Below are 12,835 nucleotides of genomic sequence, written 5' to 3' on the forward strand. Positions count from 1 at the left end.
GCTCTACCTCCGATCTCGACGCCTGGGCATCAAAATCGGCTTCTCAAGATTCATTGATCGTTCCGCACGATCGATCGTGCCCGCTTGCCACGGAAATAGGACTGCACCCACGGATCGTCGCAGGCCAGCATGTCTTCCACCGTGCCTTCGACCAGGACCTTCTTCTTGCCGAGAACCGCGATGCGGTCGCAGACCGAAAAGAGGCTGTCGAGGTCGTGAGTCACCATATACACGGTCAATCCCAGCGTGTCGCGCAGCTTGGCGATCAACTCGTCGAACTCCGCCGCCCCGATCGGATCGAGCCCCGAGGTCGGCTCGTCGAGGAAGACCAGGTCCGGATCGAGCGCCAGCGCGCGCGCAAGTGCGGCGCGCTTGATCATGCCGCCCGAAAGCTCCGACGGGTACTTTTCCGCCGCCTCCGGCGCAAGGCCGACCAGCTCGATCTTCACCCGCGCCAGCTCGTCCATGAGGCTCTGCGGCAGGTCGAGATATTCGCGCATGGGCACCTGGATGTTCTCGCGCACCGTCAGCGCCGAAAACAGCGCTCCGTGCTGGAAGAGAACGCCAAGACGCATGTCGAGCGCGATGCGTTCGCCCTCGGTGATGTTATCGTAGTCCGCGCCGAGGATTTCGATCTTGCCGGACCGCTTCGCAAGCAACCTCAGAACCGTGCGCATCAGCACCGACTTGCCGGTGCCCGACGCTCCGACGAAGCCGAGGATTTCGCCGCGGTAGATCTCGAGGTTCAGCTTGTCGAGCACGATGTTGGAGCCGAAACCGACCGTCAGGTCGCGAACGGAAAGCACGGCCTCGCGCCCGTTCGCCTCGGTCGGTTGGTACCCCTCGTGACTCTTTTCGATTGGGTTCACGCTGTTCTCCGCATCAGAAATCAATGGCCGCGTAGAACATGGCGAAGAGCCCGTCGATCAGGATCACGACGAAGATCGACTTGACCACCGAAGACGTCACGTGGCGGCCGAGCGACTCCGCGCTACCGCCAACCTTCAAGCCCTCGACGGCTGCCACGACCCCGATGATGAGCGCCATGAACGGCGCCTTGATCATGCCGGCGGCGATCGACGAAAAATCGATGGCTTCCTGCAATCGGGCAAGGAAGGTTGGGATCGTGATGCCGGAATAGCCCCAGGCAACGAGCGCCGCACCGACGAGCGCCGCGAAGTTTGCGATGATCGTCAAGAGCGGCAGCGCGACGGTCAGCGCCACGAGGCGCGGAAATACGAGTACGCCGACCGGGCTCAGCCCCATCACCTTCAGCGCATCCACCTCTTCACGCATCTTCATCGAGCCGATTTCGGCGGTGATCGCGCTGCCGGAGCGGCCAGCGATCATGATCGCGGTCAGCAGCACCCCGATTTCACGGAGCTGCAGGATGCCGACGAGATCGACGACGAAGACCTCGGCGCCGAAATAGCGCAGCTGGAACGCGCCCTGCTGAGCGATGATGGCGCCGATCAGGAACGACATCAGCGTGATGATCGGCACAGCCTTCACGCCCATGCGGTCGATCTGGTGAACGATCGCCGCCGGCGAGACGCCGCTGTGCCGTCCAAGCTTAAGCTGGGCGCCGCGCACCGCGGACCCCAGGATGTACATCGCAGCGACGATATCTTCCCACGTCGCCGCCATGACCTCGCCGACCGGGGCGAAGATTCGCTGAAACAGCGGCAGCCGTTCGCCGTTCTTTTCCGGCGAACGCAGTTCAGCCGGCAGGGCGTCGATCAGCTCGACATAGCGCTGTCCGCCTTCGGCGAAATGAACGTTGTCGCGCGACGGGCCGACGACACGGGTCATGAAGCGGCGGATGATCCAGGCGCCTGCGGTATCCATCGCCGTCACGCCGGACAGATCGAACTGCGCGGCTCCGTCGCCCTTGCGCGCAAGGCCGTCGAGCTTTGCTGCCATCGCTTCGGCCGTCTCGTGCCGCCAGGTGCCGGTGAAGACATAGCTTCGCCCGCCGCCACTCTCGGACAGCGCGACATCGGCGGTCATCTTGCGGGCGGCTTGCGACACGTGTCTTCTGTTATCCCGATTTGCCTCTGCAAAACTCGTCCAATCTCGATAGATTTGAGGACAAGATTGTGCAGCAGACCTAAAGTGTTACCACGACTGTTGCGCGTCCGACCGGAGGCAACGACTGTGTAAAGATTCGTAAATCCTTCCACCGTCATAACGGCTCGCACCTTTGCTGTCACCCGAACGTTGCGGCGCTATGACGCCGGGCCAACAGATTACCTGCCGGAGACGCTTTCATGTCACTTTCCCTCGATGCCACCGTGGAACATTTCCCGATTGCGGGCACGTTTACGATCTCGCGCGGCTCCAAGACGACGGCAAGCGTCGTCACTTGCCGCATCGGAGACGGTGTCCATACGGGCTCCGGCGAATGCGTTCCCTACGGCCGCTACGGCGAGACGATCGACACGGTGCTCGCCGAAATCGCCGCCATCCGCCACCACATCGAGGCCGGGCTCAGCCGCGCCGATCTGCAGCGCGCGATGAAGCCGGGTGCTGCCCGCAACGCCGTCGATTGCGCGCTGTGGGATCTGGAAGCAAAGCAGAAAAACAAGTCGGCCCATGTTCTTGCCGGCATTTCTTCACCGGAAGCATTGACCACGGCCTATACGCTTTCGCTTGCCGAGCCCGACGCGATGCGCGAGCAGGCCGCCAAATATGCCCACCGCGCGCTCCTCAAGGTCAAGGTGGGCACGTCGGATGATGCTGCCCGCATCCGTGCGGTGCGCGCCGGCGCACCGGAAAGCCGCATCATCCTCGACGCCAACGAGGGCTGGACGCCCGAAACGCTTGCCTATCACTTTGCGATCTGCGCCGAGGAACGGATCGACCTGATCGAGCAGCCGCTTCCCGCCGGCCGCGACGAGGCGTTGGCAACGATCGCCCGTCCCGTTCCGATCTGCGCTGATGAAAGCGTGCACGCGACCGGCGACCTCGCTGCTCTCGTCGGGCGTTACGACGCCGTCAACATCAAGCTCGACAAGACCGGCGGCCTGACCGAGGCACTGCGCATGCGCGATGAGGCGGTCTCGCTCGGGCTCAAGGTCATGGTCGGCTGCATGGTCGGCAGTTCGCTCGCGATGGCGCCGGCGATCCTGGTGGCTCAAGGCGCGGATTTCGTCGATCTCGACGGGCCGCTGCTGCTGGCGCAGGATCGCGAGCCCGGCCTGCGCTACGAGGCCTCGCTTGTCTTCCCGCCGGAGCCGCGCCTCTGGGGTTGAAGATACCAGGCAGCGACGGCAAAGCAGCAGCCGGCAAAGGCGACGACCGACATCGAATAGAAGCCGTTCACCCCGTACCAGGCATAGAAATAGCCGGACAGGAACGTGAAGATCGCGGTGAAGATACCGGTATAGAAGAAGTAGAGCCCCTGCGCCGACGCTTCCTGTGATTCCACCACCCGCTCGACCAGCTTGTGCTGCATGCCGGTGTGCATGATCGCATAGGTGAAGGCGTGGAAGCACTGCAGGATGAAATAGCCGCTGAAGCCGAGATCCATCGGGAAGATGATCCAGCGCACCACGGCGAGAAAGCAGCCGGACAGGATCATCACCCAGACGCTGAAACGGCGGCTGATCGCCTTGGCGAAGATGAACATCGTCACTTCCGCCGCGACGCCCGCGCTCCAGAGCAGGCCGATCTCGGTACCGCTGTAGCCGATGTGCTGCCAATAGATCGCCGAGAAGGCAAAGAGCATCGCGTGGCTGGCGTTGACCAGCGTCACCCCGATCAGCAGCAGCTGCAGGTCGAGCTGCCGCAGCGACTTCGGCGGCGGCTCCGTCAATGCCGTGATCGGTGACGGCCGCCGCGGCTTGCCGACCCGTGGCGCGGCATAGGCCATGATGATCGTCAGGCCGAAGCCGATCGCCATCGCCGGCAGTACCATGTCGCTGCCGAAGATGCCCACCATCCAGCCGCCGAGCATCGTCGCGCCGATGAAGGCGACCGAGCCCCAGAGCCGCATATGGGCGTAGTCGAAGCCCCAGCGCCGCACGCCTGAAAGCGCGATCGCCTCGACGATCGGCACATAGGGAGAATAGACGGCCGACTGCAGCGTATAGATCAGCAGCACCGGCCAGAATTCGCGGAAATAGAACAGAACCACGGCCGTTGCGAGCGACAGGAAACCGGACCAGATCAGGACGATCGCCCGCTCGCCGAGCCTATCGGCAATGACGCCGGCGATCGGCGCCGTGATGACGCGCACGAACATCGGCAACGCCAGAACGACGCCGATCTCGAAGTCGCTCATCGACAGCGTGCTCAGCCACATCGGGAAATATGGCATCGCGAAGCCGTTGACGATCAGCGGCGCACAGAAGAGCAAAGCAATGCGAAGCGCAAAATGGCGCGGCGGAGGGCCCACATAGGCGGGCGCTTGGAAGGGAATCATCGTCTGACCTGATGGCTGTGCCCGATCTCTAGCACGAGCCGGGCGCCCCTCGCCATAACCTAGTTTTCGCGACAGGAATATCGCTGCGCCGCGAAGGTCAGGCCGCGCGCTGGGTCAGCAGTTGGGCGAGCAGTTTGTCCGCTTCGCCAGAGGCTTCGCCTTCGCTGGCGCCACCGCGCATCTGGTGCCAGGTGATCAGTTCCATCGTGCCGTCGTGGTGCTCGGCAATCGCCGTGCAGCTTTCCACCCAGTCGCCGGTGTTGATGTAGCGGATGTCGCCGATCTCCTCGATGACAGCATGGTGGATATGACCACAGATCACGCCCTGCGCATCGTGACGGCGCGCCTCCTCGGCGACCACCTTCTGGAACTCGCCGATGAAGTTGACGGCGTGCTTGACCTGGAGCTTCGCCCAGGACGAGAACGACCAATAGGGCATGCCGAGACGTCGGCGGACCGCAGCAAGCCCGATATTGATGGCGATCGCCGTGTCGTAGGCCCAATCGCCGAGATAGGCGAGCACGCGGGCGTTGCGCACGACGACGTCGAATTCGTCGCCGTGCAGCACGAGATATTTACGGCCGTCGGCCCCCTCGTGCATGTAGCGTTGCGCCACCTCGATGCCGCCGAAATGCACGCCCGGAAAGTCGCGCAGGAATTCATCGTGATTGCCGGGGATGTAAACGATGCGGGCGCCCTTGCGCGCCTTGCGCAGGAGCTTTTGCACCACGTCGTTGCAGTTCTGCGGCCAGTACCAGCTGCGCTTCAGCCGCCAGCCGTCGACGATGTCGCCGACCAGAACGATCGTCTCCGCTTCATGATGCCGCAGGAAGTCGAGCAGGTAGTCGGTCTTGGCGGCCTTCGAGCCGAGATGGATGTCCGAGATGAACAACGTCCTGAGCTTTCGTACGGAGTTGTCTTGCTGCGCCGCCATCATGCGAGCCTCGTCTTCAGGTTATGCTTTCTGCCTTCGTGAAACCAGACTCGTGTTTCAGGAAGATGACATCAACATTGCGTCACCGGTCCCCCCGCTGAAATCAGCACTGCAAAACTGTACCTCGCTTCGAATTCATGCCAAAAGGCACGACCACGAATGAGGAATGTGAGAGCATGAATACGGGCGACAAGACGAAATCCCATACCGGTCCGGCCAGCGGCGACATCGACCAGCAGGCCCTTTTCTTCCACCGTTACCCACGCCCGGGAAAGCTCGAAATCCAGCCCACCAAGCCGCTCGGCAACCAGCGCGACCTGGCGCTTGCCTATTCGCCAGGGGTTGCAGCCCCCTGCATCGCCATTCGTGACAATCCGGAAACAGCCGCCGATTACACAGCGCGCGCCAACCTGGTCGCGGTCATCTCCAACGGCACGGCCGTCCTCGGTCTCGGCAATATCGGTCCGCTGGCTTCCAAGCCCGTCATGGAGGGCAAGGCCGTCCTCTTCAAGAAATTTGCCGGCATCGACGTCTTCGACATCGAAATCGACGCGTCGAGCATCGAGCGCATGGTCGACGTAATCTCGGCGCTCGAGCCGACCTTCGGCGGCATCAACCTTGAAGACATCAAGGCGCCCGAATGTTTCGAGGTGGAGCGGCGCCTGCGTGAAAAGATGCAGATCCCGGTCTTCCACGACGACCAGCACGGAACTGCGATCATCGTCGCCGCCGCCATCCTCAACGGCCTCGAACTCGCCGGCAAGGACATCGCGACCGCCAAGATCGTCACCTCGGGCGCAGGTGCCGCCGCACTCGCCTGTCTCAACCTTCTCGTGACGCTCGGCGCCAAGCGCGAAAACATCTGGGTCCATGACCTCGAAGGCCTCGTCTACAAGGGCCGCGAGGTACTGATGGACGAATGGAAGTCCGTCTACGAGCAGGATAGCAGCAACCGCGTGCTTGCCGACAGCATCGGCGGCGCTGACGTCTTCCTCGGCCTTTCCGCCGCCGGCGTCCTGAAGCCGGAACTGCTGGCGCAGATGGCCGAAAAGCCGCTGATCATGGCGCTCGCCAATCCGACGCCGGAAATCATGCCGGAAGCCGCCCGCCAAGCCCGTCCGGACGCGATGATCTGCACCGGCCGCTCGGACTTCCCGAACCAGGTCAACAACGTTCTCTGCTTCCCGCATATCTTCCGCGGCGCGCTCGACTGCGGCGCAAGCACGATCAACGAAGAAATGAAGATGGCGGCCGTACGCGCCATCGCCGGTCTTGCCCGCGAAGAGCCTTCCGATGTTGCCGCCCGCGCCTATTCCGGCGAGACCCCGGTCTTCGGCCCGGACTACCTGATCCCCTCGCCGTTCGATCAGCGCCTTATCCTGCGTATCGCGCCGGCGGTTGCGAAGGCAGCCGAGGAAAGCGGCGTCGCCACCCGTCCGATCCAGGACTATGACGCCTATCTCGACAAGCTGAACCGCTTCGTCTTCCGCTCGGGCTTCATCATGAAGCCCGTCTTTGCCGCCGCCAAGAACGCCCAGAAGAACCGGGTTATCTTTGCCGAAGGCGAAGACGAACGCGTGCTGCGCGCCGCCCAGGTGTTGCTCGAAGAAGGCACGGCCCGACCGATCCTGATCGGCCGTCCGCAGATCATCGAGACGCGCCTGCGTCGCTATGGCCTGCGCATCCGTCCGGATGTCGATTTCGAGGTCGTCAACCCCGAAGGCGATCCGCGCTACCGCGACTATGTCGAGGACTATTTTGCCCTCGTCGGCCGTCTCGGCGTCATCCCGGAAGCCGCCCGCACGATCGTGCGCACCAACACGACCGTCATCGGCGCGCTCTCGGTCAAGCGCGGCGAAGCCGATGCGTTGATCTGCGGCGTCGAAGGGCGCTACAGCAAGCACCTGCGCGACGTATCGCAGATCATCGGCAAGCGCGACGGCGTGCTCGATTTCTCGGCCTTGAGCCTGCTGATCTCGCAGCGCGGCGCAACTTTCTTCACCGACACCTATGTGAGCTACTGCCCGAGCGCCGAAGAGATCGCCCAGACGACGGTCATGGCGGCACAGGAAATCCGCCGCTTCGGCATCACTCCACGCGCCGCCCTCGTCTCGCATTCGAACTTCGGTTCGCGCGATTCGGAGAGCGCCACCAAGATGCGCACGGCGCTGCAGCTCGTGCGGGAACTCGCGCCCGATCTCGAGGTCGACGGCGAAATGCACGGCGATGCGGCGATCTCGGAAGCGTTGCGCCAGCGCGTCATGCCGGACAGCAGCCTGTCGAGCGAAGCCAATCTGCTGGTTTTCCCCAATCTCGATGCCGCCAACATCACGCTCGGTGTCGTCAAGACCATGACCGACAGCCTGCATGTCGGCCCGATCCTGCTCGGCTCGGCGCTTCCGGCCCATATCCTGTCGCCGTCCGTCACCTCACGCGGCGTCGTCAACATGGCGGCTCTGGCGGTGGTCGAAGCCAGCCATCCGGGTTGAGATGGCAACGCGGAGATCGCCACCGGTCTTCGCTGCATTCGGGCGCCATGCCGGCGCCGGCAAAACCGTATCCGGATGTCGCGCCTGCTTCAGGCGCGGCATCGCTGGTTTTGCAGATCACCCGCGAATCAGCCCCTGTCACGCGGCCGATCGACGACCACAATCAAGGCGTGCGCAATTGGTCTTATACACCAATCGGGAAAGTTTGCGCTGGACAAAAGGTGAACCTCTAACCATGCTGGGGCCTCGGACGAGATTCGGTGTTGTGGCATGACTGAGCAGCAGGCTGTCCTCGACATGCTGGAAATCCTGGAATGTGGCGGCTGCGTCGAGCCCGCTCATTTCTTCACATTGATGCGTCGAACCTTCCGCATTGCCCATCTTCTCTATCTCGAAGCGGAGCCCTATGCGGACGAGCTCAAGGTTTGCCGGCTGCATCACACCTTCGGCGCCTACGCTGCCGAGATCTACCATGCCCGCAGCCTTCACCGGATCGATCCGATCCTGAAGCTGGCGCTTGGCGGCGTGCGGCCGGTGGAATGGACGATGGCGCGGCATCGCTTCCCGGAATGCGAACCGTTGTTCCAGGCAGCCCAGGAAATCGGCATATCCACTGAGGGCGTCGCCTTGCCATTGCCCTCGCCCGCCGGGCGCATGGCGTTGCTCGCAATCAACGTCAACATGACAGCCGGCGAATGGACGACCTATCGCCGCCATCACCTGCGCGATTTCCAGCTGGCCGCCAATCTCTTCCATGCCGCCATGCTGGAGCACGGCGCCATGGCCGGCAGCATTTCGACCCGAGAGATGCGGTTGACCGGCCGCGAGACCGAGGTCCTGACCTGGGCCGCCGCCGGCAAGAGCTATTGGGAAATCGCCACGATCCTCGGCATTTCCGAGCGCACCGTGCGCTTCTTCATGACCAATGCGCGACGCAAGCTGAATGTCGTTTCCAACACTCAGGCTGTGGCACAGGCCGTACGACACGCTCTGATACCCTCCGTTTGACACCCGACAATACGCCTCCACCGAAACCCCTCGAAATCTAGTGGCAAATATCGCGCATTTGAACTGTCGCTAGCGACAGTTACGCAACCGCCGCGAGCCTGACAGCATCGCCCCATCCCCAAACTCGGATGGAGAAAACGATGATCAGGATCCTGAACGGAAAGACCCGCGCACAACACCCGGCGGCCGTCGACGACATGTTCCGGTTGCGCAAGCGCGTCTTCCACGACTTCCTGAAATGGGACGTGCAGACCGAAGGCGACTGGGAAATCGACAACTACGACCAGGCAAACCCGCTCTACGTCCTGTCCTATGCGCCCGATACCGGCCGGCTGCGCGGCGCGCTTCGCCTCCTGCCGACACTCGGCCCAAACATGCTGGACGATACCTTCCCGATCCTGCTCGGCGATAATCCGGAAATCCGCAGCGCTTCGGTCTGGGAATCCAGCCGCTTCTGCATCGAGCCCGAGATCTCGCAGGACCGCGCCTCGAACCAGGTGACGGTCGCGGCCGCCGAACTGATGTGCGGCGTCGGCGAGCTGGGCCTTGCTTCCGGCATCAGCCACATCGTCACGGTGACGGATGTGTTCCTGGAGCGCATGTTCCGGCGCATGGGATGCCCGGGCGAGCGTATCGCCGAACCGCATCGCATCGGCTCCGTTTTCGCGGTTGCCGTCGCCTGGGAAGTAACGCCGGATCTGCTCACGCGGATGAAGGCGGTCGCTGCCATCGAAGGTACCGTGCTCGAACGTCCGATGTCGCTGGAAACCGCCCGCGCCGCCTAAGCGCATCAGTCGATCTGCGCTGTTAACGCAAACCGTCGCTTGTCGTTGCACGATCACCGACAAGCTCTATGATGGAGGCGAAACAGGAATGCCGCTGGCAGCCACCCGCAGAAGGTCGGCGCCGACCTGGCAACAGGAAGAGACTTTCGCCCGTGTTCACGCGCATGAAACACGTCGCTGCGGCCCTTGTGCCTCTGGTTGTGATCGGTGCCGGTCCGTCACTGGCATCGACGGCCTGCGACCGACTGAACGCGCGGCTCGTGCAACTGCCTGACTACGTCGCCAGCAATGCCGATGCGCGCGACTACGCAAGCGCGATCTCGCGGCAGAATATCGAGCTGCGGCGGGCAAAGAACGACCGCCGCCGCGCGGGTTGCAGTGGCGGCAACGCCATTGGCTTCGACGGCGGCGACCCCGACACTTGCTACGGCCTCAACAGCCTGATCGCCGAGATGGAAGACAATCTGCGCATGCTGAAGTCCGAGCGCGAGCAGATCGTCGCCGGCGGCAGCGACGACAGCCGGCGACGCATCCTCGCCGCGCTGGAGATCAACGGTTGCTATGGCGACCGCGAGGAGTTCGCAAGCGTGGAACCGGACGTGCCGGAAAGCCACCGCAACATCGTTGCCGACCTGCCGCCGGAAGACGCCTACGGCCCGATGCTCGGCCGAGGCGAAGACGGCTACGCGCCGCAGGAGCGCTACTATAGCGGCACGCTCAGAACCATGTGCGTGCGCACCTGCGACGGCGCCTTTTTCCCGGTTTCTTCGGATGCGACGCCGGCCGATTTCCCGCGCGACGAGCAGGCCTGTCGGGCGCGCTGCCCGGGGGCTGAGACCGAGCTCTATTTTCACGACCTCAACACGGAAGAGAGCGACAAGATGGTCTCGGCCGTGACCGGCCGTCCCTATACCGAAATGCCCAACGCCTTTGCCTATCGCACCCGCGCCGTCGGAAAACCCGGCCAGTGCGGCTGCCAGATACCCCAGACCGCCTCGACCACACCGAAGGCAAACGGAACGAAGATCGGTGACGACCAGTCGTCGATCATCGTCATCGAGACCAAGAAGCCGGAAGCGGCGAGCAATACCGCCAAGGCGCCGGCCGAAGAGCGGCCTTACGATCCGTCGAAGAACAAGGTTCGCGTCGTCGGCCCGACCTACCTGCCGCAGGAAGAAACCGCCATCGACCTCAAGCATCCGAAGGGACCGGCCTATCAGCCGGTCCAGAATTGATCGGACGAGGCCTTACGCCTTCTCCTTGCTGCGTCCCCATCCGTCTTCGAAAACCAGCTCGTCGAGCGGCAGGCGCTGGCGCCAGCCCTTCACGGCGAGTTCCGGCTGCTGATAGAGGCGATCGACATAGCCGAGGCAGAGCCAGGCAACGATCTCGATATGATCTGGGATGCCGAGAATCGCCTTGATCTCGGCCTCGTGGAAAATGCTCACCCAGCCGACGCCCACCCCTTCGGCCCGCGCCGCAAGCCAGAGGTTTTGCACGGCGCAGACGGTGGAATAGACGTCCATCTGCGGATTGTGGGTGCGCCCGAGTACGACGGCACCGCCGCGCGTGCGGTCGCAGGTGACACAGATGCTGAGCGGCGCCTTGCGGATGCCTTCCAGCTTCAGCGCACGGTACTTGGCCTGTTGTTCCGCCTCGAACATCAGCGCGGCCTCGTCATTGGCGCGGCGAAACGCCTGCCAGACGCGCTCACGCGTTTCTTCCGCCCGCACCAGCACGAAGTTCCACGGCTGCATGAAGCCCACGGACGGGGCGCTGTGCGCAGCGGCCAGCAGGCGCCCGATCAGATCATCCGGCAATGGCGCGGGCAGGAATTCATCGCGCACGTCGCGACGTGTCTCGATGGCACGGTAGACGGCCTCCCGCTCTGGCAGCGAAAAGGCGCCGGCAGCCGCAAGGCCGCCCTTCGGTTCAGTCAGCATCGTTCGATCCCCAACAATGCGAAAACCTCCCGCCGTCCACGCGGGGTTCGGTCTATCTCGCCAGGCCGGTCTTCTGACTTCGGTTCAACCGATCACCTCGCCTTCCCAGATCGATTGAAGATCCAGTGGCAAAACCTTGAATCAACTCAAGGCTCTCTTAGAGGCGATCGTCCCCGTCACAGCGTTGGGCACGTTCCGGAATGACACCGGATTCCCGATTCTCCCGCTTTCGCGGGCACCTGACGACGGCACTAAGTGCACAGCCGTTTGAGAAAGACAAGCGCGCCAACCCGGTCGAGACATGGCGCGCCACTTTCCGCCGGCTACTGTCGAGCTTAGTCGTTTGCCTCCGCCTCAAAGCGGAGCGACCGGATGCGGCGAGTCGTCATAGGCGCCCCAGACCGACTGATCGAAGCAAATCACCGATCCGGTTATCAGCCCGGACTCGGCCGACGACAGATAGGCGCAGGCCCGCGCCACTTCAGCCGGATCGACGAGCCGACCGAAAGGCTGGTCGGCCGCCACCTTTTCGAGCCAATCGGCAGCCGCGCCATGAAACTCGCGCTGGATGCGGTCTTCGCCTTCGGACGCCATCCAGCCGATATTCAGCCCGTTGACGCGAATGCGGTTGCGAAGAAGCGCATAGGCCGTGTTTTTGGTCAGCGTTTCGAGCGCGCCTTTCGACGAACAATAGGCGGCAATGAACGGCTGGCCGGCCATCGCCGACATCGAGCCGATGTTGACGATCGTGCCCTCGGTCTTCTCCCGCCGCATGATCTTCACCGCCTCCTGCATCAGGAAGAACGGCGCGCGCACATTGGTCGCGAACATGCGGTCGAAGAGTTCGGGCGTGGTGTCGAGGATCGTGCCACGGTCGGTGATAGCTGCGGCGTTGACCAGCGCATCGACCCGTCCGAATTCCGCGTCGCAAGCGGCGACCACCTTGCGGGCGTCCTCTACTTTTTCCAGATCGGCCTCGACATAGACGACTTTCGCGCCGCTTGCCTTGCCGATCTGCTCGGCCTTCGCCCGCCCCTTGGCGGCGTTGCGGCCGCAGATGACGATGCCTTCAGCGCCGCGCTCGGCGAAAAGGCCAGCAATCGTCGCGCCCAGTCCCTGCGTACCACCGGTGACGATGGCGATCTTGCCTTGCAATTGTCCACTCATCGAATTCCTCCCTCGGAAATGATCGTTTGAAACGGCTGCGGCTCCCGGCTGAAACACACCGGGAGCCTGTCAAATTGTAACTC

At 63.2% G+C, this 12,835-nt stretch carries 11 protein-coding genes and 1 riboswitch; of the genes, 5 read left to right on the plus strand and 6 right to left on the minus strand.

The window, feature by feature from the left end:
• Nucleotides 1-50 precede the first annotated feature (50 nt).
• Together AC3WVQ_RS08350 and AC3WVQ_RS08355 are read right to left on the minus strand one after the other, a co-directional pair.
• Nucleotides 51-860, minus strand: coding sequence for an ABC transporter ATP-binding protein (locus AC3WVQ_RS08350; RefSeq protein ID WP_060520788.1), 810 nt, complete (start codon nucleotides 858-860; stop codon nucleotides 51-53).
• A gap of 22 nt (nucleotides 861-882) precedes the next feature.
• On the minus strand, nucleotides 883-2,010 hold the full coding sequence (locus AC3WVQ_RS08355; RefSeq protein WP_051659332.1) for an ABC transporter permease: 1,128 nt from the start codon (nucleotides 2,008-2,010) through the stop codon (nucleotides 883-885).
• A 260-nt stretch (nucleotides 2,011-2,270) separates the two neighbouring features.
• On the opposite strand from AC3WVQ_RS08355, the gene dgcA reads away from it, so the two are divergent.
• Nucleotides 2,271-3,254, plus strand: a complete 984-nt coding sequence (dgcA, locus tag AC3WVQ_RS08360) for an N-acetyl-D-Glu racemase DgcA (RefSeq protein ID WP_034795044.1) — start codon at nucleotides 2,271-2,273, stop codon at nucleotides 3,252-3,254.
• On the opposite strand, the gene AC3WVQ_RS08365 is transcribed toward dgcA, so the two are convergent.
• Complete coding sequence (locus tag AC3WVQ_RS08365) at nucleotides 3,206-4,426, minus strand: MFS transporter (RefSeq protein ID WP_090293891.1); 1,221 nt, start codon at nucleotides 4,424-4,426, stop codon at nucleotides 3,206-3,208. The two genes, dgcA and AC3WVQ_RS08365, sit on opposite strands and share 49 nt — an antisense overlap.
• A gap of 97 nt (nucleotides 4,427-4,523) precedes the next feature.
• A complete protein-coding gene (locus tag AC3WVQ_RS08370) occupies nucleotides 4,524-5,363 on the minus strand; it encodes a UDP-2,3-diacylglucosamine diphosphatase (protein ID WP_090293892.1) in 840 nt (279 codons plus the stop codon).
• 173 nt (nucleotides 5,364-5,536) lie between these two features.
• Between AC3WVQ_RS08370 and AC3WVQ_RS08375 the strand changes: the two genes are divergently transcribed.
• The 4 genes from AC3WVQ_RS08375 to AC3WVQ_RS08390 all read left to right on the plus strand — a co-directional run bounded on the left by AC3WVQ_RS08375 (nucleotide 5,537) and on the right by AC3WVQ_RS08390 (nucleotide 10,877).
• Nucleotides 5,537-7,849, plus strand: coding sequence for an NADP-dependent malic enzyme (locus tag AC3WVQ_RS08375; RefSeq protein WP_034795048.1), 2,313 nt, complete (start codon nucleotides 5,537-5,539; stop codon nucleotides 7,847-7,849).
• A gap of 270 nt (nucleotides 7,850-8,119) precedes the next feature.
• Entirely contained in the window at nucleotides 8,120-8,857 is a 738-nt protein-coding gene (locus AC3WVQ_RS08380; protein WP_034795050.1) for a helix-turn-helix transcriptional regulator, read from the plus strand.
• A 140-nt stretch (nucleotides 8,858-8,997) separates the two neighbouring features.
• The gene (locus tag AC3WVQ_RS08385) at nucleotides 8,998-9,642 is read left to right on the plus strand and encodes an acyl-homoserine-lactone synthase (RefSeq protein ID WP_034795052.1); all 645 of its coding nucleotides are present in this window, start codon (nucleotides 8,998-9,000) and stop codon (nucleotides 9,640-9,642) included.
• A gap of 164 nt (nucleotides 9,643-9,806) precedes the next feature.
• Nucleotides 9,807-10,877 (plus strand): DUF2865 domain-containing protein, encoded by a 1,071-nt coding sequence (locus tag AC3WVQ_RS08390; RefSeq protein WP_492382923.1) that lies wholly within the window; start codon nucleotides 9,807-9,809, stop codon nucleotides 10,875-10,877.
• A 12-nt stretch (nucleotides 10,878-10,889) separates the two neighbouring features.
• Here the strand turns inward: AC3WVQ_RS08390 and bluB are convergent, their stop codons facing one another.
• Nucleotides 10,890-11,585, minus strand: a complete 696-nt coding sequence (gene bluB / locus AC3WVQ_RS08395) for a 5,6-dimethylbenzimidazole synthase (RefSeq protein WP_060600813.1) — start codon at nucleotides 11,583-11,585, stop codon at nucleotides 10,890-10,892.
• A gap of 46 nt (nucleotides 11,586-11,631) precedes the next feature.
• Nucleotides 11,632-11,843, minus strand: a riboswitch (cobalamin riboswitch).
• A gap of 96 nt (nucleotides 11,844-11,939) precedes the next feature.
• The gene (locus tag AC3WVQ_RS08400) at nucleotides 11,940-12,752 is read right to left on the minus strand and encodes an SDR family oxidoreductase (RefSeq protein ID WP_090293893.1); all 813 of its coding nucleotides are present in this window, start codon (nucleotides 12,750-12,752) and stop codon (nucleotides 11,940-11,942) included.
• Between the last annotated feature and the right edge of the window lie 83 nt (nucleotides 12,753-12,835).

The sequence above is a fragment of the Ensifer sp. EB106-05-01-XG146 genome, assembly GCF_058791875.1.